General features: G+C 71.8%; 19 protein-coding genes and 1 pseudogene. 15 read left to right on the top strand and 5 right to left on the bottom strand.

The window, feature by feature from the left end; all coding sequences use genetic code 11:
- Positions 1-111 precede the first annotated feature (111 nt).
- The 5 genes from AC5P09_RS02410 to AC5P09_RS02390 all read left to right on the top strand — a co-directional run bounded on the left by AC5P09_RS02410 (position 112) and on the right by AC5P09_RS02390 (position 5,992).
- Positions 112-1,404: a helix-turn-helix domain-containing protein gene (locus AC5P09_RS02410; RefSeq protein WP_493872183.1), complete on the top strand. Its 1,293-nt coding sequence runs from the start codon at positions 112-114 to the stop codon at positions 1,402-1,404.
- A gap of 366 nt (positions 1,405-1,770) precedes the next feature.
- Positions 1,771-2,760: a malate dehydrogenase gene (locus tag AC5P09_RS02405; protein ID WP_493872182.1), complete on the top strand. Its 990-nt coding sequence runs from the start codon at positions 1,771-1,773 to the stop codon at positions 2,758-2,760.
- A 211-nt stretch (positions 2,761-2,971) separates the two neighbouring features.
- Positions 2,972-4,687, top strand: coding sequence for an AbeC-like domain-containing protein (locus tag AC5P09_RS02400; RefSeq protein WP_493872181.1), 1,716 nt, complete (start codon positions 2,972-2,974; stop codon positions 4,685-4,687).
- Positions 4,680-5,057, top strand: a complete 378-nt coding sequence (locus tag AC5P09_RS02395) for a hypothetical protein (protein WP_493872180.1) — start codon at positions 4,680-4,682, stop codon at positions 5,055-5,057. The genes AC5P09_RS02400 and AC5P09_RS02395 overlap by 8 nt, the downstream gene beginning before the upstream one ends.
- 2 nt (positions 5,058-5,059) lie before the next feature.
- A complete protein-coding gene (locus AC5P09_RS02390) occupies positions 5,060-5,992 on the top strand; it encodes a serine/threonine kinase C-terminal domain-containing protein (RefSeq protein ID WP_493872179.1) in 933 nt (310 codons plus the stop codon).
- 36 nt (positions 5,993-6,028) lie between these two features.
- Here AC5P09_RS02390 and AC5P09_RS02385 read toward each other — a convergent pair whose 3' ends face one another.
- Positions 6,029-6,943 (bottom strand): GNAT family N-acetyltransferase, encoded by a 915-nt coding sequence (locus AC5P09_RS02385; protein ID WP_493872178.1) that lies wholly within the window; start codon positions 6,941-6,943, stop codon positions 6,029-6,031.
- Between the two features lie 421 nt (positions 6,944-7,364).
- Between AC5P09_RS02385 and AC5P09_RS02380 the strand changes: the two genes are divergently transcribed.
- The 5 genes from AC5P09_RS02380 (at position 7,365) to AC5P09_RS02360 (ending at position 14,471) form a co-directional block, all read left to right on the top strand.
- Entirely contained in the window at positions 7,365-8,885 is a 1,521-nt protein-coding gene (locus AC5P09_RS02380) for an aldehyde dehydrogenase family protein (RefSeq protein ID WP_493872177.1), read from the top strand.
- Positions 8,886-8,973: 88 nt separating this feature from the next.
- A complete protein-coding gene (locus AC5P09_RS02375) occupies positions 8,974-10,503 on the top strand; it encodes a GMC family oxidoreductase (RefSeq protein WP_493872176.1) in 1,530 nt (509 codons plus the stop codon).
- Complete coding sequence (locus tag AC5P09_RS02370) at positions 10,503-11,579, top strand: quaternary amine ABC transporter ATP-binding protein (RefSeq protein ID WP_493872175.1); 1,077 nt, start codon at positions 10,503-10,505, stop codon at positions 11,577-11,579. Before AC5P09_RS02375 ends, AC5P09_RS02370 begins: the two co-directional genes overlap by 1 nt.
- On the top strand, positions 11,579-13,516 hold the full coding sequence (locus AC5P09_RS02365) for an ABC transporter permease (RefSeq protein WP_493872174.1): 1,938 nt from the start codon (positions 11,579-11,581) through the stop codon (positions 13,514-13,516). Before AC5P09_RS02370 ends, AC5P09_RS02365 begins: the two co-directional genes overlap by 1 nt.
- Before the next feature lies 1 nt (position 13,517).
- Positions 13,518-14,471 carry an ABC transporter substrate-binding protein gene (locus AC5P09_RS02360; RefSeq protein WP_493872173.1) on the top strand — a complete coding sequence of 318 codons (954 nt, stop codon included), beginning with the start codon at positions 13,518-13,520 and terminating at the stop codon, positions 14,469-14,471.
- Between the two features lie 3 nt (positions 14,472-14,474).
- On the opposite strand, the gene AC5P09_RS02355 is transcribed toward AC5P09_RS02360, so the two are convergent.
- Complete coding sequence (locus AC5P09_RS02355; protein ID WP_493872172.1) at positions 14,475-15,200, bottom strand: isocitrate lyase/PEP mutase family protein; 726 nt, start codon at positions 15,198-15,200, stop codon at positions 14,475-14,477.
- Positions 15,197-15,706, bottom strand: coding sequence for a carboxymuconolactone decarboxylase family protein (locus AC5P09_RS02350; protein WP_493872171.1), 510 nt, complete (start codon positions 15,704-15,706; stop codon positions 15,197-15,199). Before AC5P09_RS02350 ends, AC5P09_RS02355 begins: the two co-directional genes overlap by 4 nt.
- A 47-nt stretch (positions 15,707-15,753) precedes the next feature.
- Between AC5P09_RS02350 and pdxR the strand changes: the two genes are divergently transcribed.
- Positions 15,754-17,172: a MocR-like pyridoxine biosynthesis transcription factor PdxR gene (pdxR, locus tag AC5P09_RS02345; protein ID WP_493872170.1), complete on the top strand. Its 1,419-nt coding sequence runs from the start codon at positions 15,754-15,756 to the stop codon at positions 17,170-17,172.
- A gap of 34 nt (positions 17,173-17,206) precedes the next feature.
- Here pdxR and AC5P09_RS02340 read toward each other — a convergent pair whose 3' ends face one another.
- On the bottom strand, positions 17,207-18,490 hold the full coding sequence (locus AC5P09_RS02340; protein ID WP_493872169.1) for a tetratricopeptide repeat protein: 1,284 nt from the start codon (positions 18,488-18,490) through the stop codon (positions 17,207-17,209).
- A 111-nt stretch (positions 18,491-18,601) separates the two neighbouring features.
- Here AC5P09_RS02340 and AC5P09_RS02335 point away from each other — a divergent pair.
- Positions 18,602-19,138, top strand: a pseudogene (locus AC5P09_RS02335) (ATP-binding protein); the annotation flags it as partial.
- A gap of 1,930 nt (positions 19,139-21,068) precedes the next feature.
- Positions 21,069-21,473: a response regulator transcription factor gene (locus AC5P09_RS02330; RefSeq protein ID WP_493872310.1), complete on the top strand. Its 405-nt coding sequence runs from the start codon at positions 21,069-21,071 to the stop codon at positions 21,471-21,473.
- 452 nt (positions 21,474-21,925) lie between these two features.
- Here the strand turns inward: AC5P09_RS02330 and AC5P09_RS02325 are convergent, their stop codons facing one another.
- Positions 21,926-22,828, bottom strand: coding sequence for a DMT family protein (locus AC5P09_RS02325; protein ID WP_493872309.1), 903 nt, complete (start codon positions 22,826-22,828; stop codon positions 21,926-21,928).
- Positions 22,829-22,964: 136 nt separating this feature from the next.
- Between AC5P09_RS02325 and AC5P09_RS02320 the strand changes: the two genes are divergently transcribed.
- Entirely contained in the window at positions 22,965-23,360 is a 396-nt protein-coding gene (locus AC5P09_RS02320; RefSeq protein ID WP_493872168.1) for a hypothetical protein, read from the top strand.
- A 42-nt stretch (positions 23,361-23,402) separates the two neighbouring features.
- Positions 23,403-24,593, top strand: coding sequence for a glutathionylspermidine synthase family protein (locus AC5P09_RS02315; protein ID WP_493872167.1), 1,191 nt, complete (start codon positions 23,403-23,405; stop codon positions 24,591-24,593).
- Positions 24,594-24,616 lie beyond the last annotated feature (23 nt).

Below are 24,616 nucleotides of genomic sequence, written 5' to 3'. Positions count from 1 at the left end.
CTGACTGGGCGCATCCCTGTGGGTAGCCACAACGGGGACTCGGCAGAGGGCACCACGCATGGGGAAAAGCGGGGAACAACCAGCACAACCCGGGGGAAGAGGGGGGTAGCAATGCCTCGTTGGAAGGACTTGCCCGACGAGCTCGATCCGCAGGTCAGAGAGTTCGCGAGCCAAGTACGGCGGCTCGTGGACCGCAGCGGTCTGAGCGTCGCAGCGGTGGCCGACCGCACGGGCTACAGCAAGACGTCCTGGGAGCGTTATCTCAACGGCCGACTGCTCGCGCCCAAGGGCGCGATCGTCGCCCTGGCCGAGGTCACCGGCACCAATCCCATTCATCTGACGACCATGTGGGAGCTCGCCGAGCGCGCCTGGAGCCGCTCGGAGATGCGCCACGACATGACCATGGAGGCCATCCGGATCTCCCAGGCGCGTGCCGCACTGGGCGAGTTCGGCGCGCCCGCGGCGGACGTCAAGGGCAGCAGCAGGACGGCCCGCAAGAGCGGCAGCGCCACCGCCACGCCCGGAATCGCCGGACCGGCCGGTGTGGTCCCGTCGGTGCCGCCGCAGCCGACGGCACCGCAGGCGCGGGACTCGGCGGGCGACGTACGGGAGGTACTCCCTTCGAGTGGTGCCTCGGGCGGTTCGTCCGGCGGGTCTTCAGGGGGCTCCTCGGGTGCTTCTTCGAGTGGCGCCTCGGGCGGCAACTCGTGGGGGCTGTCGGGGTACCAGCGGCCGGCGCCGACCGGCGGTCGGGGGTCCGGTGCCAGTGCGGGGTCTCCGGCCTCCGCATCGGCTTCGGCTTCGGCTTCGGCTTCGGCCGACGGTCCCGTGCGGACTCCGGCGCCTTCGACCCCGTACGGCGAACCCCCGCAGGGTCCCCGTCCGGGCGGCGGGTCCTCCGGCGGGTCGGGCGGCAAGCGGCGGCTGACGATGTTCCTCGCGGGCGTCTTCGGCGTGCTCGTGGTGGTCGTGGCCGCCTACTTCCTCACCCAGGGCGGGGACGGCGGCAAGAAGGAGGACGCCGCCGCCTCGGCGTCGCCGTCGGCCAGTACGAACCCCGACCTGCCGGCCGGGGTGAAGTGCAGCGGTGACTCCTGCACCGGCAAGGACGCGGAGAGCATGGGGTGCAGCGGCGACCTCGTGACCACCGCCAAGACGACGACCGTCGCCGCGACCGTCGTCGAGGTCCGCTACAGCGAGACCTGCGGCGCGGCATGGGGGCGCATCACGCAGGCCGAGCAGGGCGACGAGGTGCGGGTGACCGTGGGGAAGGCCGAGCAGACCGGGAACATCACGGTGGCCGGGGACACGATCGCGTACACGCCGATGGTGGCGGTGAAGGACGCGGGAGAGGCGGAGGCCTGCGTGACGCTGGCCTCGGGCCAGGAGGGCTGCACGAAGTAACGGAAAAGAATCCGGGGGAGACGCGCATGCCCACCTGAATCGCGGGCACGCGAACGTTACCCCCACGGGAGTCCGGCAATCGGTACCCCCGAACGGCGGCCGCCTTCGTCCCCCCTCTCCCGGACAGGCGGCCGCCTCTTTTTGTGGCACGCGCTTGTGGGGGTTCGTGAGACCGGGCATCCGGAGGGGCGGGGCTCTGTGGGCGGGCCTCTGCGGGCGGGCGTTGTGGGCTGGGCCACACAACCCGGGACGTCCGGCATCCCGGATGCGCGATAGCCTGACCGCTGGATCTCTCTTGACGCCAAGAGATCGATCAAACGTCCGGGGCAGGGACGCCCCACCGCCAGCTGTCATACGGAGAACGCCATGACCCGCACTCCCGTGAACGTCACCGTCACCGGCGCGGCCGGCCAGATCGGTTACGCCCTGCTCTTCCGCATCGCCTCCGGCCAGCTGCTCGGCGCGGACGTGCCGGTCAAGCTGCGCCTCCTGGAGATCACCCCCGCGCTGAAGGCCGCCGAGGGCACCGCCATGGAGCTGGACGACTGCGCGTTCCCCCTCCTGCAGGGCATCGACATCACGGACGACCCGAACGTCGCCTTCGCCGGCGCCAACGTCGCCCTCCTCGTGGGCGCCCGCCCGCGCACCAAGGGCATGGAGCGCGGTGACCTCCTGGAGGCCAACGGCGGCATCTTCAAGCCGCAGGGCAAGGCCATCAACGACAACGCCGCGGACGACATCAAGGTCCTCGTCGTCGGCAACCCGGCCAACACCAACGCGCTGATCGCCCAGGCCGCCGCCCCGGACGTACCGGCCGAGCGCTTCACCGCGATGACCCGCCTGGACCACAACCGCGCGCTGACCCAGCTCGCGAAGAAGACGGGCTCGACGGTCGCCGACATCAGGCGCCTGACCATCTGGGGCAACCACTCCGCCACCCAGTACCCCGACATCTTCCACGCCACGGTCGGCGGCAAGAACGCCGCCGAGGTCGTCAGCGACGAGAAGTGGCTGGCCGAGGACTTCATCCCGACCGTCGCCAAGCGCGGCGCCGCGATCATCGAGGCCCGTGGCGCGTCCTCCGCGGCCTCCGCCGCCAACGCTGCCATCGACCACGTGCACACCTGGGTCAACGGCACCGCCGAGGGCGACTGGACCTCCATGGGCATCCCGTCGGACGGCTCCTACGGCGTCCCGGAGGGCCTGATCTCCTCCTTCCCGGTCACCACCAAGGACGGCAAGTACGAGATCGTCCAGGGCCTGGACATCAACGAGTTCTCCCGCGCCCGCATCGACGCCTCGGTGCAGGAGCTGGCGGAGGAGCGCGACGCGGTCCGCGGTCTCGGCCTCATCTGAGCCGATCGGCCACCATCGGGCGCAGGCCCCGGTCCGGGTTTCCCGGCCGGGGCCTGCGGCGTTTCCGAGGGGTTCCTGTGGCGTATGTGGGGGACCGGTGCACAGATGGCGACTAACCGTCACCAGTGCCGGTCTCCGTCCCCTATGCTCTGCTGTCGCGCACGGCAATCGGCTTGTGACGCACGGTGGTTGGAGTCCCGGAGGAACAGCGTTGACACAGACGTCCCAGTTACCGCAGCAGCCGCACACCGGTGCGCCGGACGGGCCCGTCGTACGGCCCGGCGCGAGCGAGGCGACCCGGCTGCTGTGCGCGGGCACCTACCTCGACGCGGCGTACCGTGACGCGGTCATCGAGGAGTTGTACGTCCACGAGGAGCGCATCGCCGCCCCTTCGCTCGGTTATGACGCGGCGCGCGTCCTGGCCCATGCCCTGCGGGCCCGCCGGATCGAACTCTGCTGGGCGGGCGGGATCCTCGGGTTGTGGGTGGTGGGTCTGGTGGCTTCCCAAGGCCTGCTGGTCGCTTTCCTGATGCCCTGGCTGCTGCTCACCGCGGCCTCCTGGATCCGCGGTCCACAGGAGCATCCCCCGTGGTATCGGCGATGGTCCGCCTGGTGGGTGCGCCTGTGGGGGTGGCTCTGGCTGCTCTCCGCTCTGCTCCTGATCGTGCAGGTGGCCTTCGCCGCGGGCGGCGAGCTCGCCAAGATCATCGGCTTCCTTCTGCCCGATGCCTTTGCCGGGCCGGTGAACGCGTCGGCCGGCATCACGACCGAGTCGCTGCGCGCCTGGGCAGCGTTGCTGTTCCAGTTGCTGGTGGTGGGGTGTGTCGCGGGGCAGCGCCACCAGTTCGCCCGGATGCTGGCGGAGGAGCTGCACCCGACGCGGTTCGGCGACATGACCGCCGACCCGGCCGAGCAGTTCGCCGGGCGGCGCTTCCAGCGGCTTCGGCAGCGCATCCGCGCCGAGCAGCACTCGTCGCTGATGATGTACCACGCGGCGCGTCCCTTCTGCGGTGCCGGGCAGGCGCATGACACCTGGACCCTCGCCGTCGAGCTGAGGGCGGACCCGGACCGCTCCGAGCCGCCGCGTCCGGTCAACAACCGGGTGATCCTCGACAAGATCCATGAGCTGCTCGCACAGCTGCGGAACCCCTCGCCGCAGGCCGGGGACGCGGTCCGGGACCGGCTGCGCCGCCTGGAGATCGACGAGTGCGTGTTCCTGCCGGTCACCGGGCTGCCGCGCCGGGACCTGGCGCCGTACGACCCGGACGCGTTCCTCGTGCACCGCACCGAGTCGGTCGAGGAGGGAGGCGAGTCCCGGCGGCACTTCCTGCGGGCCCGGGTGGGCGGCTGGGAGGAGGAGGTCGTCACGACGGTCTTCGTCCGCGTGCACACGCAGGGCGGCATGCTGATGCTGGAGATCGCCCCGCACGTCCTGCTGCCCGTGCGCGCCGACTTCGAGAACGCGGACCGGACAGCGCACCAGTACCGGCACAACACTCCGCTGGGCCAGGCGGTCCTGGCCCTGGCAGGCATGCCTCGTTCGGTGGTCATGGCCTTCGTGACGCTGGGCCGCGGCATCGTCCTGTCCTGGCGGGTCCTCACCGCGGGCTACGGCTCGGCGTTGCCCGACGGGCCCGCGCGCTCGGTCCGCGAGCTGGGGTCGGGGGACACGGCCTCGCTCTTCCAGGACATGGACGTCAGTCGCTATCTGAAGTCGATCCAGGACCGGGTCGCGCAGGGCGTGCGGCAGGTGTTGAAGGAAGCGGGCTACCGGACGGACGAGTTCGCCCAGAAGATCGTCAACGTGAGCGGCGGCAGCACCCTGATCGAGAACGTGCAGGGGGCGTTCGCCGTCGGAGACAACAACGTCATCACCAACAAGGTGCCGAGTGCGTCGCATACGGCGGGAGCGGATGGGAATGGCTGACGAGCGGAGCGCCGAGAGTGGCGGCATCCACATCAGCAACGTCCAGGGGGCGTTCGCGATCGGCGACGGCAACAGCGTGATCAACCGACCGGGCTCCGCCGCGCCGGGACGCGACCCCGCGCAGGAGGAGCTGCTGCGGGCCGTTCTCGAACTCCGCGCCGATCTCGGCCGGTTGGTCGGCAGTGAACAGACAGCGGCCCTGGACGCGGAGCTTGCCGGAGCTCAGGCCGAGATCGAGGAGTCGGGCCGGGCCGCAGGGGGTCGGCTCGTCCGGATCCGGCAGGCCCTCGCGGACGCGGGCGCGCTGACCGGTCTGCTGGCCTCGGCCGCCGCGGTCGCCCAGGCGGTCGGCGCGCTGACGGGGAGCTGAGCGTGGCCGGCGAGGAAGAGGTGCGCTGGAACCCCGAGACGCAGCGCTGGGACACCGGTGCTCCGCCGGGTCCGTTCACCCCGCCGCCTCCGCCCGGGCCCGAGTTCGCACCGACGCCCGCGCAGGGTGCCGTCTCCGGCTCCGGTCTCGATCCCGACTCCGTTTCCAGTCCCGGCTCCGTCACCGCTTCCCGACCCGGTCCCGGCTTCCGCGGAGATCCGCGCCTGCCGGCGAGGAGGGTGGTCGCCGCGCTGACGGCCGCCGCGCTGATCGGTGCCGGGGCGGGAATCGGCGGCTGGTTCGCGTGGGGCCGCGACGACGACGGCACCCGCCGGGACGACGCCCGGCCCACGGTGTCAACCGGGCCCACGACCGGCGGCGCCTCGCCGTCGGAGTCCGCGGAGACGGCTCAGGAGACCTCCCCGTCCCCTTCGCCGAGCGGCCCTCCGCCGGGCTACCGGACCGCATCGGACGGGGAGTTCGACATCGTCGTACCGGAGGACTGGCAGGTGCGGACCGATCTGGGCCAGAACAAGAACGAGCTGGGCCAGAACGAGAGCGTCACGATCTACTTCTACGAGGAAGCGGGCGGCGGACCTCACTTCGTCCAGGTCTTCAAAGTGACCGAGCGGAACGCCACCCCGCTGAGCACGCTCGCGGCGGCCGAGAAGGACCTGGAGCGGTCGCCCGGCTACCGGCGCAACAGCCGGGAGGCGGTTCCCGACGAGCGGGGCGAGGCCGCCGAGCTGGACTACTCGTACCGCAGCGAGACATGGGGCACGGAACTGCGCATCCTGGAGCGCGTCATCCATGCCGATGAGGATGAGCTGTACGCCATCCTGTCCTCCGGGCCTGCCGACGACTGGCCCCGGACACGGGACGTCCTTCGGACGGCGGTCGAATCCTTCTGCCTCGATGGGGCGTGTTCGCCGTAAGCGGGCGGCTGCGTAAGGGGGTTGCCGGCGGAGCGGTCAGCGGGGCGCGCCGCCCGGTAGCCGCTTCTCGAACCAGAGGGCGGCGTAGACGTTGTCGTCGTACCGGGGGATCTCCGTGTATCCGCAGGCCCGGTACATCGCCTGCGCCTCGGTGAGCGCGGCGTGCGTGTCGAGTCGTACGACCGTCAACTCCCGTGCGGCAGCCTCCTGTTCGAGCGCGTCGAGCAGACGGCGGGCGAGGCCGAGGCGGCGGGCCTCCGGGTGGACCCAGACGTGGCGGATCTCGCCGACGCCGGGTTCCAGACGCCGTAGCGCACCGCAGCCCACCGGGCGGTCCTCCTCGTACGCGACGAAGAACGCGCCCGCGTCGCCGGACACCTCCTCCGGCCGTACGAGAGCGGACGTGTCGAACCCCTCCGGGAACCGCTCGTCGATGTCGGCGGCGTAGGCGTCCAGGCAGGCCCGGGCGTCCGGTGAGTGACCATCGACGAGCCGGACGATGACCCCCGCCAGCCGCAGCAGCCGCTGTGCGGTGGCCATCGCGTCCGTCAGCTGCTCCTGTTGGGAGGGGCTCAGCCGCTCCAGCATCCCGGCCGCGAGCGCGTTGGCCCGCCGGTTCTGCTCCTTGAGCTCGACGCGCCCGGCCGGGGTGAGCTCGATCATCCGCAGCCGGTTGTCGTGGGGGTGGACGGTGATCCGGACCATTCCCTGCGCCTCCAGCGCCTTCGCCATCCGGCTCAGATACCCGGCGTCAAGACCGAGCCGGTTCCTCAGCTCGCGCAGGGAGACTCTGTCCCCGATCTCGAAGAGGAGGCGGGCCTCGCCGAGGGGGCGGTTCTGGCCGAGGTAGTGGTCGTCGAGGGCGCCGATGCGGCGCGTGAAGTCGCGGTTGAAGCGGCGGAAGGCCGTCACGTGGTCCGTCGACACCGGCTCCGTGTTTCCTGGCTCCATGTTCTTTGACTTTAGTCAAAGGATTCGGAGGTGGCTACGTCATCGACGGCCCGGGTGAGGCGCTGTCCGAGCGCCCGGACGGTTTCCCGGCCTCACGGGGGTCGTCTACGTGAGTGAGTCCTGGCGGGCGTGGCTCGTGCTCGGCGTGCTGGTGCTGCTCACGCGAGCACGCTCCGTACGACGCCTATCGCCGCCGCGCAGATCAACGCTTTCGACGCCATGCCTGACTCCGTGGTGCGCAGCACCCGCACACCCCTCAGCGTACGGTTCGCCCCATTTGGGCGCATGCTCAGTGATGCGGCGCACTTTCGGCCATGGATTGCGCATGCAATCGAGGGGTTCGGGCATGCGCTAACGGTCCCGGTGAGTGACACGACTGTGACACAGGGGCACTGAACAGGAACGGAAGGCAAAACCGATCATGGCGGACACACCAGAACTCCAGGCGCGGAAGACCATCCACGCGGACGGGGAGTGGCTCGAAGCCGTCTCCGGCGCCACGCGCGAGATCATCGACCCCGCGGACGCCCTGCCGTTCGCCCTGATCGCGGAGGGCGACGAGAAGGACACCGACCTGGCGGTCGCGGCCGCCCGGCGGGCCTTCGACCACGGCGACTGGCCGCGCACCCCCGCCGCCGAACGCGCCGCACTGCTGCGCCGCGTCGCCGATCTCCTGATACGCGACCGCGAAGAGCTCGGCCTGCTGGAGAGCCGTGACGCGGGCAAGACCATCGAGGAGGGCCGCGTCGACATCGACTGTGTCGCGGACGCCTTCCGTTACTTCGCCGACCTCGTCGCCGCTGAGTCCCCCGGCCGGGTGGTCGACGCGGGCTCGCCCGACATCCACAGCGTGGTCGTGCACGAGCCCCTCGGTGTGTGCGCGCTGATCACGCCCTGGAACTACCCGCTGCTCCAGGCCAGTTGGAAGATCGCCCCGGCGCTCGCGGCCGGCAACACCTTCGTGGTCAAGCCGAGCGAGATCACCCCGCTGACGACGGTCGCCCTCATCGACCTCCTCACCGAGGCCGGACTCCCCGCCGGCGTCGCCAACATCGTCACCGGCCCCGGCCACTCGGTCGGCGCCCGCCTCGCCGAGCACCCCGACGTCGACCTGGTCTCCTTCACCGGCGGCCTGGTCAGCGGCACGAAGGTGGCCCAGGCCGCCGCCCCGGGCGTCAAGAAGGTCGCCCTCGAACTCGGCGGCAAGAACCCCAACGTCGTCTTCGCCGACGCCTGCGCCACCGAGGAGGCCTTCGACACCGCCGTCGACCAGGCCCTCAACGCGGCCTTCATCCACAGCGGCCAGGTCTGCTCGGCGGGCGCCCGCCTCATCGTCGAGGAGTCGGTCCGGGACCGCTTCGTCGCCGAACTCGCCCGCAGGGCGGACCGTATCCGCCTCGGCCGCGGCACCGAGGACGGCGTCGAGTGCGGCCCGCTCGTCTCCGAGCAGCAGCGCGCCAAGGTGGAGTCGTACGTCGAATCCGCGCTCGCCGAGGGCGCGGTGCTGCGCTCCGGCGGCAAGCGGCCCGCGCCGTCGGCCGAACGCCCCGCCGCCGGCTACTTCTACGAGCCGACCGTCCTCGACCACTGCCACCGCGAGATGAGGGTCGTACGGGAGGAGGTCTTCGGACCCGTGCTCACCGTCGAGACCTTCCGCACCGAGGACGAGGCGGTCGCCCTCGCCAACGACACCGAGTACGGCCTCGCGGGCGGTGTCTGGACCGCCGACGCGGGCCGGGCCCGCAGGGTCGCGGGCCGGCTGCGCCACGGCACGGTCTGGATCAACGACTTCCACCCCTACCTCCCCCAGGCGGAGTGGGGCGGCTTCGGCAAGAGCGGGACGGGCCGCGAGCTCGGCCCCGCCGGCCTCGCCGAGTACCGCGAGACCAAGCACGTCTACCAGAACCTCGCGCCGAAGCCCGTCCGCTGGTTCGCCGGCTGACCTGCCGCTCCGATTCCCACGCCCCGCCCGGCTCCCCCCAACCCCCCCTGCTCTCCCCGCTCCCTCGCAAGCCCCTGGAGTACCCCCCATGTCCGAGAACAGCCATGTCTACGACTACGTCGTGATCGGCGGCGGCACCGCAGGATCCGTCATCGCCTCGCGCCTCACCGAGAACCCCGACGTCACCGTCGCCGTCATCGAGGGCGGCCCCAGTGACGTCGGCAGAGACGACGTCCTGACCCTGCGCCGCTGGATGGGTCTGCTCGGCGGCGAGCTCGACTACGACTACCCGACCACCGAGCAGCCGCGCGGTAACTCCCACATCCGGCACAGCCGCGCCCGCGTCCTCGGCGGGTGTTCCTCCCACAACACCTTGATCGCCTTCAAGCCGCTGCCGTCCGACTGGGACGAGTGGGAGGCGGCCGGCGCCAAGGGCTGGGGCGCGGTGCCGATGGAGGCGTATTTCGCGCGGCTGAAGAACAACATCGTCCCGGTCGACGAGAAGGACCGGAACGCCATCGCCCGCGACTTCGTCGACGCCGCGCAGAAGGCGCTCGACGTTCCCCGCGTCGAGGGCTTCAACAAGAAGCCGTTCGACGACGGCGTCGGCTTCTTCGACCTCGCCTACCACCCCGAGAACAACAAGCGCTCCTCGGCGTCGGTGGCGTACCTGCACCCGGTGATGGATGAGCGGCCCAACCTCCACATCATGCTGGAGACCTGGGCGTACAAGCTGGAGCTGAACGGCACCCGCGCCGAGGGCGTGCACGTCCGCACGAAGGACGGCGAGGAGATCCTCGTACAGGCGCGGGGCGAGGTCCTGCTGTGCGCGGGCGCCGTCGACTCGCCCCGTCTGCTGCTGCACTCCGGCATCGGCCCGAAGGCCGACCTGGAGGCGCTCGGCATCCCCGTCGTGCACGACCTGCCCGGCGTCGGCGAGAACCTGCTCGACCACCCCGAGTCGGTGATCGTCTGGGAGACCAACGGCCCCATCCCGGAGAACTCCGCGATGGACTCCGACGCGGGCCTGTTCGTGCGCCGGGACCCCGAACACGCGGGCCCGGACCTGATGTTCCACTTCTACCAGATCCCGTTCACGGACAATCCGGAGCGCCTGGGCTACGAACGCCCGCCGTACGGCGTCTCGATGACCCCGAACATCCCCAAGCCCAAGAGCCGCGGCCGGCTGTTCCTGACCAGCGCCGACCCCTCGGTCAAGCCGGCCCTCGACTTCCGCTACTTCACCGACGAGGACGACTACGACGGCCGCACCCTCGTCGACGGCATCAAGATCGCCCGCGAGATCGCCAAGGCCGAGCCGCTCGCCGGCTGGCTCAGGCGCGAGGTGGCCCCCGGACCGCACGTCACGGGGGACGAGGAGCTGGGCGAGTACGCCCGCAAGGTCGCGCACACCGTGTACCACCCGGCCGGGACCTGCCGGATGGGCGCCGCCGACGACCGGTCGGCCGTCGTCGACCCCGAGTTGAGGATCCGCGGACTGGACGGCATCCGCATCGCCGACGCGTCCGTCTTCCCGACCATGCCGGCCGTGAACCCGATGATCGGGGTGTTGATGGTCGGGGAACGGGCCGTCGACCTCCTTGGAGGTGGTGCGTGATGAGTACGACCACTACTGCGACTCCTACCGAGACCACGACTCCCGTGTTCTCCGTCGAGGGCCTGTGGAAGGTCTTCGGCCCCAAGGCCGACAGCGTCCCCGCCGACCCCGATCTGGCCGCCCTCCCGCCCGCCGAGCTGCGTGCCCGCACCGGCTGCACCGCCGCCGTCCAGGACGTCTCCTTCGACGTGCGCAAGGGTGAGGTCTTCGTCGTCATGGGCCTGTCCGGCTCCGGCAAGTCCACGCTGGTGCGCTGTCTGACCCGGCTGATCGAACCGACCGCCGGCACGATCGTCATCGACGGCGAGGACGTCCGCGCCATGGACAAGTCCCGGCTGCGCGAACTGCGCCGCCACCGCGCCGCGATGGTCTTCCAGCACTTCGGCCTGCTCCCGCACCGCACGGTCCTCGACAACGTGGCCTACGGCCTGGAGATCCAGGGCATGGGCAAGGCCGAGCGCCGCGAGCGGGCCAAGAAGGTCGTCGAGAAGGTCGGCCTGGAAGGCATGGAGCAGCGCAGGCCCGGCCAGCTGTCCGGCGGCCAGCAGCAGCGCGTCGGGCTGGCCCGGGCGCTCGCCGTCGACCCCGAAGTCCTGCTCTTCGACGAGCCGTTCAGTGCGCTCGACCCGCTGATCCGGCGCGACATGCAGGAGGAGGTCGTCCGGCTGCACCGCGAGGAGGGCCGCACCATGGTCTTCATCACGCACGACCTCAGCGAGGCCCTGAAGCTGGGCGACCGCATCGCGCTGATGCGCGACGGCCGCGTGGTGCAACTGGGCACGCCGGAGGAGATCGTGGGCTCGCCCGCCGACGACTACGTCCGCGAGTTCGTCCGTGACGTCCCGCGCGAGCAGGTCATGACGGTCCGCACCGCCATGCGCGCCGGGGACTGTGAGGGCCCGGAGCACCCGGGTGCGATCGCCGCCGACGCGGTGGTCGCCGAGGCGATCAAGGTCGTCTCCCGCAGCCGCAAGCCCGCGTGTGTCGTGGAGGACGGCCGGTGTCTGGGGGTCGTCGATCACGAACGGCTCCTGGATGTCGTAGCCGGAACGGAGCTCCGCAAGGAGGCGGTCTGATGGCAACGGTCACCGCACCCGCCCCCCGGATCGCCCTCCCCGGCCTCCTCAGGCACCGGGCCGTCCACAAGCTCCTGCTGCTCGCCGTCGCTGCGGCGATTCTCGTTCCCCTGGCGAACGCCCGCTGGGCCAGCGGCAGTTGGCCGAGCGCTCTCACCGTCGACCTCACCGAGCCGCTGACGAAGACCAGCGACTGGATCATCGACAACCGCGACAGCCACCCGCTGTTCCTGTACTTCTTCGGCTACGTCAGCAACGCGGTCGTGCTCTCCGTACGGGCTGTGTACCTGGTGCTTCTCGCCGCCGGGTGGGCCGGCGTCACCGCCTTCGCCGGGCTCGTCGCCTGGCGGGTCGCCGGAGTGAAGCTGGCCCTGGGCACCGCCGCCGCCTTCCTCGCCTGCGGCCTGCTCGGCATGTGGGTGCCGACCATGCAGACGCTCGCGCTGATGGTCGTGGCGGTGCTGGCGTCGGTCGTCGTGGGCGCCCTGCTGGGGCTCGCCGCCGGGCTGTCGGACCGGATGGACCGGATCCTGCGCCCGATCCTGGACACCATGCAGGTCCTGCCCGCCTTCGCCTACCTGCTCCCGGTGGTCCTCGTCTTCGGTATCGGCGTCCCCGCGGCCGTCCTCGCCACGGTCGTCTACGCCGCCCCGCCCATGGCCCGCCTCACCTCGCTCGGCCTGCGCGGCGCCGACAAGGAGGTGCTGGAGGCGGTCGAGTCGCTGGGATCCACCGCCCGGCAACGCCTGCTGACCGCGCGTATCCCGCTGGCCCGCAAGGAACTCCTCCTCGGCCTCAACCAGACGATCATGATGGCGCTGTCCATGGCGGTCATCGCGTCGGTGATCGGCGCGGGCGGCCTCGGTGACCGCGTCTACCAGGCGCTGGCCTCGGTCGACGTGGGCGCGGCGCTGGCCGCCGGTATCCCGATCGTGCTCCTGGCCGTCGTACTGGACCGCGTCACCGGCGCGGCGGGCGACGGTACCGAGGGGTCGGGCCGCGCGGGATGGGCGTACGCGCTTCTCGCCGCCGTGGCCGTCGCGGTGGCCGGACGTCTCCTGGGCCGTCTCGACTGGCCCGACGCCTGGACGCTGGACATCGCCGAGCCGGTCAACCGGGCCGTCGGCTGGATGACGGACCACCTCTACTCCGGCGTCCCCATCGTCGGCGGCACCGCCGAATGGGCAGGCCACTTCACCACCTGGGTCCTCGACCCGGTCCGGGACGGTCTGCAGGGGCTGCCCTGGTGGTCGGTCCTGCTCATCGTGGCCGCCCTCGCCTGGCTGATCGGCACCTGGCAGACCGCGCTCACCGCGGTCCTCGCCATGGCCGCGATCGGCGTACTCGGCGTGTGGCAGCCCTCGCTGGACACGCTCTCGCAGGTCCTCGCGGCGGTCGCCGTCACCCTCGTGCTGGGTTTCGCCATCGGTATCGCGGCCGCCCGCAGCGACCGCGTCGAGCGGATGCTGCGGCCCGTCCTGGACGTCTTCCAGACCATGCCGCAGTTCGTGTACCTGATCCCGGTCGTCGCGCTGTTCGGCGTCGGACGCGCACCCGCTGTCGCCGCGGCGGTCGTCTACGCGCTGCCCGCCGTCGTCCGCATCACCACCCAGGGCCTGCGCCAGGTCGACCAGGCCTCCCTGGAGTCCGCCCGTTCGCTCGGCGCGACCAGCGGCCAGCAGATCCGGCAGGTCCAACTCCCGCTCGCCCGGCCCGCCCTGCTGCTCGCCGTCAACCAGGGCGTGGTCCTGGTCCTCGCCGTCGTCATCATCGGCGGCCTGGTCGGCGGCGGCGCCCTCGGCTACGACGTCGTCTTCGGCCTCGCCCAGGGCGACCTCGCGACCGGTCTGGTGGCCGGCGCGGCGATCGTCTGCCTCGGCCTGATGCTCGACCGGGTGACCCAGCCGACCGAACGCCGCACCAAGAAGGGAGCGTGACATGCGACTTCGTACGACTGCCGTAGTGGGCTCTCTTCTGCTGCTGACCGTGACCGGCTGCGGCGCCGCCGACATGACCAAGCAGGCCTCGCCCTTCGCCAACGCGCAGGGCGCGAAGACGGTGACCCTGTCCACCCAGTCCTGGGTGGGAGCGCAGGCGAACGTCGCCGTGGCCCAGTACCTCCTCGAGCACAAGCTCGGCTACCGCGTCGACACCGTCCAGGTCGACGAGGTGCCGGCCTGGGACGCGCTCGGCCAGGGCCGCGTCGACGCGATCCTGGAGGACTGGGGCCACCCCGAGGAGGAACAGCGGTACGTCCAGGACAAGAAGACGATCACGCGGGGCGGCGACCTCGGCGTGACCGGGCACATCGGCTGGTACGTCCCGACGTACTTCGCCAAGCAGCACCCGGACGTCACGAACTGGAAGAACCTCGACAAGTACGCCTCGCAGATGCGCACGCCGGAGAGCGGCGCCAAGGGCCAGCTCATGGACGGCTCACCCTCCTACGTCACCAACGACAAGGCGCTGGTGAAGAACCTGAAGCTCGACTACCAGGTCGTCTTCGCCGGTTCGGAGGCCGCCCAGATCACGCAGATGCAGCAGTTCGCCAAGGAGAAGAAGCCCTTCCTCACCTACTGGTACACCCCGCAGTGGCTCTTCAAGAAGGTCCCGATGACCGAGGTGAAGCTGCCGGCGTACAAGGAGGGCTGCGACGCGGACCCGGAGAAGGTGGCCTGCGCCTATCCGCACACCCCGCTGCAGAAGTACCTCAACACGGACTTCGCCCGGTCCGGCGGTGAAGCGGCGGCCTTCCTGAAGAAGTTCAAGTGGACGACCGAGGACCAGAACGAGGTCTCCCTGATGATCGCCGACCAGAAGCTGTCGCCGGAGGAGGCGGCGAAGAAGTGGGTGGACAGCCACGCGTCGACGTGGAAGGCGTGGCTGTCCTGATGCTCACTTCAGCTCTGCGGTGATCTCCCGCAGGGCGGTGGTGGCCCGGCGTTGCAGCCCCGGCCCGAACGTGACGCGAGTGGCCCCGAGTTCACCGAGTTCGGTGGGCGAGGGGCCCTCGCCCACCTTCGCGAACACGTTGACCGGTCCCTCGATCCCGGACCGCAGCAACGGCAGTACGGTCGTCGGGGCGCCGATCGGATAGACGCAGTCGGCGCCTGCTGCGACGTACAACGCGGCGCGATGGATGGCCTGTTCGGGATCGGTGACGCCTCTGACGAAGGTGTCGACGCGGGCGTTGACGAAGAGCGAGTCCCCGGCGGCGTACCGCACCTGGGCGAGCCAGTCGGCGTGCCCGTGCGGGTCCTTGAGGGCGCCACCGGTGGAGTCCTCGAGGTTGCAGCCCACGGCGCCCGCCTCCAGCAGCCGTTCCACCAGCTCCTTCGGCGCGAGCCCGTACCCGTCCTCGATGTCGGCGGACACCGGTACGTCCACGGCCCGTACGATCCGCGCGACCGCCGCGAACATCTCGTCCGCCGGGGTCGCCCCGTCCTCGTAGCCGAGGGAGGCGGCGACCCCGGCGCTGGGCGTGGCGAGCGCCGGGAACCCGGCCTCTTCCAGGGCCCGCGCACTGGCCGCGTCCCAAGGGCCGGGGAGGACGAGGGGGCGGTCGGGGGTCCGGCCGTGGTGGAGCCTCCGGAAGGTCTCGACCTGCGTCGTACGGCTCACTTGTGCTGCCCCGGCTCGTAGTGCCCCGGTACCAGGCGGCAGGTCACTCCGAACCTGTTCCACGCGTTGATCACCGTGATCGCGGCGATCAGCTGGGCCAGCTCGGCCTCCTCGAAGTGCTTGGCAGCCTGCTCGTACACCGCGTCCGGCACGAACCCGTCCGTCAGGACGGTCACCGCCTCCGTGAGCGCGAGCGCCGCGAGCTCCTTCTCGGTGTAGAAGTGCTCCGACTCCTCCCACGCGCTGAGCTGGACGATCCGCTCGACGCTCTCGCCCCCGGCGAGCGCGTCCTTGCTGTGCATGTCGATGCAGAGCGCGCAGCGGTTGAGCTGCGAGGCGCGGATCTTCACCAGCTCCAGCAGCTTCGGGTCGAGGCCCTTACGGGCGGCGGCGTCCAGCCGGACCATCGCCTTGTAGACCTCGGGGACGTGCTCGGTCCAGCGCAGGCGGGGGGTGTGTTCGGGGGCGTACTCCAAGGTTGTGGTCTGGGTGGTCTCGTTGGTCATGACATCGACCCTAGGAGGGAGGCAGCCCAGGGGTATGGTCCATTTCCATGGCGAAACCGTGGGCCACTCTGGGCATCGACCTCCACCTCGAACCGACCGGCCCGGGCGTCCGCCGCGGCCTCACCGACGCCCTGCGCGAAGCCGTACAGTCCGGCCGACTCGCCCCCGGCACCCGGCTGCCATCCTCCCGCGCACTCGCCGTCGACCTGGGCATCGCCCGCAACACGGTCGCCGACGCCTACGCCGACCTGGTCGCCGAGGGCTGGCTGACCGCCCGCCAGGGCTCGGGCACGAGGGTCGCCATGGGGGCACCTCCCACGCCTTCAAGGCAGTGGGGGAGAGCGATCGCCTCTCCGGTCCACGCGGCCCCACCCCGCAGGGAGCGCCACCGGCCCAGGTACGACCTCCGCGCCGGCACCCCCGACCTCGCCTCCTTCCCCCGCGCCGAGTGGCTCAAGGCCGCCCGCCGGGCCTTCTCCGCCGCCCCGAACGACGCCCTCGGCTACGGCGACCCCCGCGGCCGGGTCGAACTGCGCACCGCCCTCGCCGGCTACCTCGCCCGCTCCCGGGGCGTCCGCACGGACCCCGACCGGATCCTCGTGGTCGCCGGCTTCGTCCACGGCCTGAAGGTGCTGGGCACGGTGCTGCGGGCGCGCGGAGTACGCACGGTCGCGGTCGAGTCGTACGGACTGAAGGTCCACGAGGACCAGCTGAGGACGGCGGGCCTGCGCACCTCACCCCTCCCCTTCGACGAACTGGGCACCGACCCCTCGCACTTGACCGACGAAGGGGCGGTACTGCTCACCCCCGCCCACCAGTTCCCCATGGGCGTCCCCCTGCACCGGGACCGGCGGGCGGTCGTCCTGGACTGGGCGCGGCGCACCGGCGGGCTGGTCCTGGAGGACGACTACGACGGCGAGTTCCGCTACGACCGCCAGCCGGTCGGCGCCCTCCAGGGCCTCGACCCGGACCACGTGGTCTACCTCGGCACGGCGAGCAAGTCCCTCGCCCCCGGCCTGCGGCTGGCCTGGATGGTGCTGCCGCCGGACCTCGCGGAGGCGGCGGTCTCGGCGAAGGGCGGCATCGACACCTGCGGCGTCCTCGACCAGCTGACCCTGGCCGAGTTCATCGCCTCCGGCGCCCACGACCGCCACGTACGCGCCGCCCGCCTCCGCTACCGGCGCCGCCGGGACGCCCTGGTCGACGCCGTCGCGACCGAGGCCCCCGACATCCACGTGACCGGCATCGCCGCCGGCCTCCACGCCGTCCTGACCCTCCCCGCGGGCACCGAACAGTCGGTCGTCCAGGCCGCCAACTGGCAGGGCCTGGCCGTCCACGGCCTGTCCTTCTTCCGCCACGAGTCGGCCGCCGCCGAGCAGCTGGACGCGCTGGTGGTGGGGTACGGGACACCGCCGGACCATGCGTGGGCGGGGGCGCTGGGGGCGTTGTGCGGGGTGTTGCCCTAGGGGGCGCCTTGCAGCCACTTGATCCACCGGGCCCCTAGGCCGACGACCCGCCGCCCCCGCCCGCTCCGGTGAGGATGCCCAAGATGCCGGCGACCGCGCTCACCTTCTGCAGTACCTCCCAGACCCGTTTGCCCCAGTCGGTCTGGCCGGCCTCCGGCCGGGAGGTCGCGAGCAGCGTGGCGAGCTGCCGAGTCAGCTCGCTGCTCGCGTCGAGGGCGGCCAAGCGGTTCAGATCGCCCAGGGCGCGCTCGGCGGCGCCGGTCATGGCACAGGCCATGCCGTGCGCCCACAGGGACAGCATGTCCTGCGGGTTCTTCTCCAGCGCCACCGACGCGTCCTCCAGCGCCGCACCCCAGCGCTCGTGGCGCAGATGCACGACCCCGCGCACCGATCGTGCCCGGAACTCGTCGGGGTGCCGCAGCAGCACGGCCTGTGCGTCACGCAGCGCCCCCTCCTCGTCGTCCGCCACCAGCAGCAGCCAGCAGCGCAGGTCGAGGGAGGCCACGTGCCACGGCTGCGACGCCAGTGCGGAGTCGAGCAGCCGCCGGGACTCGTCCAGCGCGTCGAGGTGGAAGTGGCTCACGGCCTGGAAGTAGCGGAGGTCCGTGCGGACGGAGGGGCGGCAGGACAGCGGGCCGTCGGGCAGCAGGGCCAGGGCCGCCCGCGGATCGGACCGGATCTCGGCGAGGGCCCGCACGCCGGCGACCTTGGGGTTGCCGGGCGCGGCCCGCACCGCGCGGTCGAGCACCCGGCGGGCCTTGTGGTCCTCGTCCCGCATGAAGTGCACCATCCCCTCGACCACCAGCGACCCCGCGCATTTCGGGGCCAGTCGCACGGCCGACCTGGCGCTGTCGAGGGCCTGGTCCGTCCGGTCCGTCGAAGCGAGCAGTACGGCCCGGAAGGCCAGGGCCAGTACATGCTGGGGGAACCGGGTGAGCACGATCTCCACGTCTTTCAGGCCCTCCTCCTCGCGGTCCAGCTGCGACAGCTGGGCGGCCCGGGCGAGCCGCAGGTCCGCAGCGAACGGTTGACGGCGGACGGCTTCCGAGAGCAGGGCGACCGCCTCCTCGTACTGTCCGTGCTCCCCCTGGAGTTCGGCCAGCAGGATGTACGTCAGCGGCTCGTCCGGGGCCAGCTTCTGCGCGTACTCGGCCTCGTCCCAAGCCGCCCCGAGGTCTCCCGCTTCCAACTGGGCCAGACCCCGCATCGCGCGTGCGGCGGGCAGCGCCGGATCCCGCTTCACGGCCTCGGACGCCAGCTCAGCGGCGGCGTCCGTGTGCTCCATGTCCCACAGAGTGTGCGCCCGTGCCACCAACATCTCCGCCGACAGGGCGCCGACCGGGCCCCGTGCTGCCGCGAGCGCCGCAGAAACCCTGCCCTGTTGTCGTAATTCCTCGGCTTTCACCGTATTCCCCCGTCGTCTGCATGGATGCTGGACTCGAGCCAACGTACGGACACGGCCCCCGGCACCACCTCCGGTGACTCCTCAGGGATGTCCCCGGGATGCACCGCTGGCCGTGGCCTCGGGGGAGGGGCTGCCATGCACGCTGCCATGCCCGAGGGACGCGGCAACGGGGCGGCGTTCCTCGGACGCACGAGCGAACTCGCCGAGCTGCGCCGGCTGTACGGGGAGGCGTCCGCGGGGCGGCCCCGGCTGGTCGTCCTCGAAGGGCCCGCCGGCATCGGCAAGACGGCGCTCGTCCGGCGCTTCGTCACCGACACCGCCCGGGGGCACGTGCTCACGGCGGCCGGCGAGGAGAACGAGGCGGACCTGCCGTACGGCGTGCTGAGCCGGCTCCTCGGCCGGGCCGTGCTCACCGACCCTCTCACCGCCGGGGCCGAACTCCTCGAATCCTTGGGCGAGTTACAGCACGACGAGCCCGTCGTGCTGGTCGTGGACGACACACACTGGGCGGACACGCCCTCCCTGCGCGCCCTCACCTTCGCCCTGCGCCGACTGCGCGCCGACCACGTCCTGTGCCTGCTCACCCTGCGTGACCTCGACGACCGGCGGATACCCGGCGGGCTGCGCCGGATCCTCACCGACGACACCGCCGTACGGCTGCGCCTGGCCGGGCTCGCGGCAGCCGACCTCGTCGGACTCAGCGCCCGGTTCCTGACCGAGCCGCTGCCGGCGGACGCGGCCCGGCGCCTGCACACCCACACCCAGGGCAACCCGCTGCACTGCCGGGCCCTGCTCGAGGAGGTGCCCGCGGCCGCGCTCCGGTCCGCCGCGGCCACGCTGCCCGCCCCGCAGTCGTACACCCGCTTCGTCCTGGACCGGCTCGCCCGCTGCGGCCCGCCCGCAAGGGACCTCGTGCAGGCCGCGGCCGTGCTCGGCATGCGCTGCACCCTGGCCCGGGCCGCCGACCTGGGCGAGGTCGCCGAGCCGCTGGCCGCCCTGGGCGAGACCTTGGCCCACGGCCTGCTCCAGGAGACCCCGCACGCCACGGTGACGGGCATCGCGTTCACGCACCCCCTGGTCCGCGCGGCCGTCTACCACGGGCTCGGCCCGGTGCGCCGAACGGAGCTGCACACCAGGGCCGCCGCGGCCGAGGAGGGCGAGTTCACGCGGCTGCACCACCGGGCCCTCGCCGCCCACGGCCCCGACGACCGGCTGGCCGCCGAACTCGCCGACTGCGCCCGGCGGCGTGGCGCCGTCGGCCGCTGGGTGGAGGCCGCACCCCTCCTGCGGTACGCGGCCCGGCTGTCGACCCGGGCCCGGGAGCGGGGCCGGCTGGACTGCGAGGCCGTCGAGGCCTATCTGTTCGACGGCAGGGAGGAGGAGGCCGCCGGTGTCGCGGCCGCACTCCCGGAGGCGACCGACGAGGCCGTACGGTGCTGCGCCCGGGGCCATCTCGCGCTGCTCGCCGGACGCATCACCGAGGCACGGGCGCTGCTGGATGAGGCATGGCGGCTGCGCACGCCCGGGGCGGACCCCGGACTCGAGGCGCGGATCGCGGAACAGTGCGTGATCGTCCACATGATGAGCGGTCGCGCGTCACAGGCGTGCCAGTGGGCCGAGCGGGCCCGGCAGGACGGCGGCCGGGCGCGCTCCGGAGGGACCCTGCGCTACATCCACCTCGCCGCGCTCGCGCAGCTGGGGGCCTTCGAGGAGGGGTTCCGGCTGGCCGAAGCGCTGCCCGAGGCCCCGCTGGTGGGGCCTCAGGACATCGAACTCCTCATGGGCCGGGCCGCGTTGTACGTGTACACGGACCGCACGACACAGGCACGCCACGACCTGGAGCGGGCTGTGGAACTCGTCCGCCAGGGGCCCGTGCCCCTGCGGGTGATCGCCCTGGCCATCCTGGCGAAGACCGAATTCCTCTGCGGATCCTGGGACTTGGCCATGACGCACTGGGAGACGGCGTCCTCGGTCGCCGCGGACCTCGGCCAGCGGTGGATCGCCCCCCTGGTGCACGCCGAGGCCGCGCTTCCGCTCGCGGCCCGGGGCGAGTACGAGCGTGCCGAGGAGCACCTGCGGATCGCGCGCGCCAACCCGGTCATCCAGGAGTCCGCGATAGTCGAGATCTACGTGACCTTCGGCTGCGCCTTCCTGGCCTTCGTCCGCGGCGAGCACTCGGCGGCCGTCGGCCTGCTCCGGGCTCTCCTCGCCCACGAGCACCCGGACTTCACCGCGATACCCTCCGTCGTCGCCTGGCGGGACCTGCTGGCCGACGCCCTGGTGGCGGCCGGCCGGCTCGACGAGGCCGAGGAGGTGCTGACCGCGCTGGAGCGGCGGGCCGTGGGCCCCTCGCGCGCGTCCACACTGGCGGCCCTCTGCCGGGTGCGCGGCACCCTGTACGCGGCCCGTCGCGAGCCGAAACCCGCCCGGGACGCCTTCGCCGAGGCCCTCGACCGCGCCGCCCGCGTCGGCCTGCCCTTCGAACACGCCCGTGTCGAGCTCGACTTCGGCTCCTTCCTGCGCCGCACGGGGCCGCCGCACCCCGGCCGTGGAACACCTGCGGGCGGCCCGGGCCCGCTTCGCGGAGCTGGGTGCCGTCCCCTTCCTGCGACACTGCGACCGGGAGCTGACCGCCTGCGGGGCCGCTCCCGACGGTGCCCCCGCCCCCGCGGCTCTCCCGTGGGCGCGGGAACGGCTGACGCCGCAGGAGCACGCCGTGGCCCAACTCGCGGCGACCGGGCTGACCAACCGCCAGATCGCCCGCGAGCTGGTCCTCAGCGCGAAGACCGTCGAGTACCACCTGAGCCATGCCTACGCGAAGCTGGGCATTCGGTCCCGGGTGGAGCTCGTCGCCCGCGTCGGCGCGCCTACGGAAGGATCTGGAACGGCTGGCTGACGGCGATGGTCGCGCCGGGTTTGTCGTTGCCGTACACCACCGATCCGTATGCCTGGGCCAGGTGGCCCCGGTGCTTCTTGAGGTCGGCGCTGCTCAGCACGAACCCGAAACTGGCCGGGAGGTCCACCCAGTTGGTGCCCCTGAAGCGACCCTTCACCTCGCCGGGCTTCGGTGCGTTCGGCACCTGCGCGGGAATGGCGGTGCCGTCGCTGAGGTCGCGCACGACGAGCGTGACGAGGTAGTCCCCGCCGGTGTCGTGCAGTGCCTCCCCGGCCTCGGCCTCCAGCACGACCTCGCCCTCGCTGTTCGGGTTCAGAGTGATGTCCGCGATGGCTCCCTTGAGCCCGCGGCTGAACACCCGGACGATCTGAGCGTCGTTCGGTCCCATGACTACTACCCCCTGTTTGTCCTGGCCGGCTTTCCGGCCGTACAGCTGAACGTTAGGGATCCCGTCAGGGACCTGGCCTCCGGGAAGGACCTGGGGAAATCCCCGGGTTGGCCAGGGGCGGGGGCTGCCGCAGCGAGGTCTCCCGGGGCGGCGTGTCCTGGGCCACCTCCCCGAACCGCGCCAGCGCCAACGCACCGGCCACAGCCACGACAAACCCCAGCACCGCCACCCAGGCCAGCCCTTCCCGCGTACGGTCCCCCAGCCACACCACACCCACCGCCGCCGGCCCGACCGTCTCCCCGATCACCATCGCCGCGGTGGCCGTGGTCACCGAGCCGCGCTGCAAGGCCGAGGTCAGCGACAGGAACGCGGCACCGCCGCCCAGCAGCAGCGCGTACGTCGCCGGATTCGCGAGCAGCCCCGAGGGCGCGAGCGAGTCGATCAGCCGTACGGCCACCTCCACCACCCCGAACCCGAACCCGGCCCCCAGCCCGAGCACCGACGCCCGCGCCCGCTCCGGCAGTCGCCCGCCGCCCAGTCCGAGCAGCAGCACGGCCACGGCGGTGGCGAGCATCGCGTACTTCAGCGCCGACGATCCGCCCCGGTCCCCTTCCGTCCCCGACGCGACCCCGAGCAGCGCCAGCCCGGCACACACGACCCCCACCGCGCCCCGTTCGCTCCCGCTCAGCCGCACGCGCAGCAGCCGCGCCGCGACCACCGCCGTCACCGCGAGACTCGACGCCAGCGCCGCGCCGACCGCGTAGATCGGGACCGACCTCAGCGCGGCGACCTGCAACAGGAACCCCAGCCCGTCCAGCGCCAGCCCGGCCAGGTACCGCCACTGCCGGACCGCCCGCAGCAGCAGCGCCGCCTCGCCGCCCCCGCCGGTGTCCGCCGCCCGCGCCGCCATCGCCTGCAAGACCGTCGCCGTGCCGAAGCAGACCGCGGCACCAAGGGCGCACACCATTCCAAAGAACACAAAGCGACTGTAGGGAAAGGTCATGACGGACGGGCCGCCCGCACGCCTGTTCTTACCGATCTCTAGGCTGTCCGCCGGAACACGCACACCGGGCCGAAGGCCCGACCAACGGGGAGACAAGAACATGGCAGACGCACGCCGACAACTCCGCTCGGGCACGGTCGCACTCGGCGGCGTGGGCCTGCTCGCCGCCGCCCTGACGGCCTGCTCCTCGGACCCGGACAAGCGCTGCGTCGACCGCGACAGCTACACCGCCGGCAAGGGCTACCAGGTCGTCGGCGACAAGAACTGCAAGTCCGTCACCACCGTCGACGGCGCCTACTACTACGGCGGCAAGAAGAAGAGCGGCTGGGTCAAGGGCGGCTCCTTCACCAAGTCCGGCAAGAGGTCGGGCAGTTCGAGCAGTAGCGGCAGCAGCAGTGGCAGTAGCGGCGGCAGCGGCGGCGTCGACCGGGGCGGCTTCGGCAGCGGCGGCAGCGGGGACAGCGGAGGCGTCGGCAAGGGCAGCTCCGGCGGCTGACCGACCCACCCCTCCGGAACCCCGCCCTCAGGAACCCCTCCCATGAAACGCCACACCATCGAGCCCCGCCCCGGCTGGCAGCAGACCGTCGAGGAGCAGGGGCTCATCTACCCGCTCACCCGCTATCCCGACGACTCCCTGCGCCCCTACTGGGACGAGAGCGCCTACTACTCCTTCACCCTCCCCGAGGTCGAGGCCCTGGAGGAGGTCGTCGAGGAACTCCACCGGATGTGCCTGACGGCAGCCGAGCACATCGTCGCCACCGACCGCTTCGCCGACCTCGGCATCACCGACCCCCGCGTGGCCGAGTCGGTCGCCGAGGCCTGGCGCCGCCGCGCCGAACTACCCTCCGTCTACGGCCGTTTCGACCTCCGCCACGACGGCACGGGCCCGGCGAAACTCCTGGAGTACAACGCCGACACCCCCACTTCACTCGTCGAGGCCGCCTCCCCGCAGTGGTTCTGGATGGAGGAGCGCTTCCCCGGCGCCGACCAGTGGAACTCCCTCCACGAACGCCTCGTCGCCGCCTGGAAGAACCAGGCCGCCCTCCTCCCGCCCGGCAGCCCTCTGTACTTCGCCCACTCCTCGGCCGACGAACTCGGCGAGGACCTCATGACGGTCGCCTACCTCAAGGAGACCGCGGACCAGGCCGGCCTCGACACCGACTGGATCTCCATGGAGGAGATCGGCTGGGACCTCCTCTCCGGCCGTTTCGTCGACAACCAACTCCGCTTCATCCGCAGCTGCTTCAAGCTCTATCCCTGGGAATGGCTCACCACCGACCGCTTCGCCGACCACGTCCTCGGCACCCTCGACAACGGCGGCGGCACGGGCAGCACCCTGTGGATCGAACCGGCCTGGAAGATGCTGCTCAGCAACAAGGCCCTGCTGGCGATCCTCTGGGAGCTGTTTCCAGGCCACGCGAACCTCCTCCCCGCCTACCTGGACGGTCCCCGCGAGCTGGCGACGACGACCGGCTACGTCGCCAAGCCTCTGCTCGGCCGGGAGGGCGCAGGAGTGACGGTCCACGAGCCCGGCGCCGACCCGGTACCGGTGGTACGCCAAGAAGCCTGCTGCTACCAGGAATTGGCCCCCCTTCCCGACTTCGACGGCAACCGGGTCGTCCTCGGCGCCTGGGTCGTGGAGAACGAGTCCGCGGGCCTCGGCATCCGCGAGTCCTCCGGCCTGGTCACCGACGAGTACGCCCGCTTCCTGCCGCACGTGATCCTCTGAGAAACCCCTGCAGTCCGCGGAAT

The organism is Streptomyces sp. a15, from assembly GCF_059026085.1.
Note: the sequence above shows the minus strand (reverse complement) of the source record. Positions and strands in the feature narration are given on the sequence as shown.

Bases quoted from the DNA above. Each gene is read 5' to 3' on its own strand.
- AC5P09_RS02380 (WP_493872177.1), top strand. From the start codon at position 7,365: ATGGCGGACACACCAGAACTCCAGGCGCGGAAGACCATCCACGCGGAC.
- AC5P09_RS02410 (WP_493872183.1), top strand. From the start codon at position 112: ATGCCTCGTTGGAAGGACTTGCCCGACGAGCTCGATCCGCAGGTCAGA.
- AC5P09_RS02385 (WP_493872178.1), bottom strand. From the start codon at position 6,943: ATGGAGCCAGGAAACACGGAGCCGGTGTCGACGGACCACGTGACGGCC.
- AC5P09_RS02350 (WP_493872171.1), bottom strand. From the start codon at position 15,706: ATGACCAACGAGACCACCCAGACCACAACCTTGGAGTACGCCCCCGAA.
- AC5P09_RS02320 (WP_493872168.1), top strand. From the start codon at position 22,965: ATGGCAGACGCACGCCGACAACTCCGCTCGGGCACGGTCGCACTCGGC.
- pdxR (WP_493872170.1), top strand. From the start codon at position 15,754: ATGGCGAAACCGTGGGCCACTCTGGGCATCGACCTCCACCTCGAACCG.
- AC5P09_RS02405 (WP_493872182.1), top strand. From the start codon at position 1,771: ATGACCCGCACTCCCGTGAACGTCACCGTCACCGGCGCGGCCGGCCAG.
- AC5P09_RS02325 (WP_493872309.1), bottom strand. From the start codon at position 22,828: ATGGTGTGCGCCCTTGGTGCCGCGGTCTGCTTCGGCACGGCGACGGTC.
- AC5P09_RS02370 (WP_493872175.1), top strand. From the start codon at position 10,503: ATGAGTACGACCACTACTGCGACTCCTACCGAGACCACGACTCCCGTG.
- AC5P09_RS02315 (WP_493872167.1), top strand. From the start codon at position 23,403: ATGAAACGCCACACCATCGAGCCCCGCCCCGGCTGGCAGCAGACCGTC.
- AC5P09_RS02340 (WP_493872169.1), bottom strand. From the start codon at position 18,490: ATGTTGGTGGCACGGGCGCACACTCTGTGGGACATGGAGCACACGGAC.
- AC5P09_RS02375 (WP_493872176.1), top strand. From the start codon at position 8,974: ATGTCCGAGAACAGCCATGTCTACGACTACGTCGTGATCGGCGGCGGC.
- AC5P09_RS02365 (WP_493872174.1), top strand. From the start codon at position 11,579: ATGGCAACGGTCACCGCACCCGCCCCCCGGATCGCCCTCCCCGGCCTC.
- AC5P09_RS02360 (WP_493872173.1), top strand. From the start codon at position 13,518: ATGCGACTTCGTACGACTGCCGTAGTGGGCTCTCTTCTGCTGCTGACC.
- AC5P09_RS02395 (WP_493872180.1), top strand. From the start codon at position 4,680: ATGGCTGACGAGCGGAGCGCCGAGAGTGGCGGCATCCACATCAGCAAC.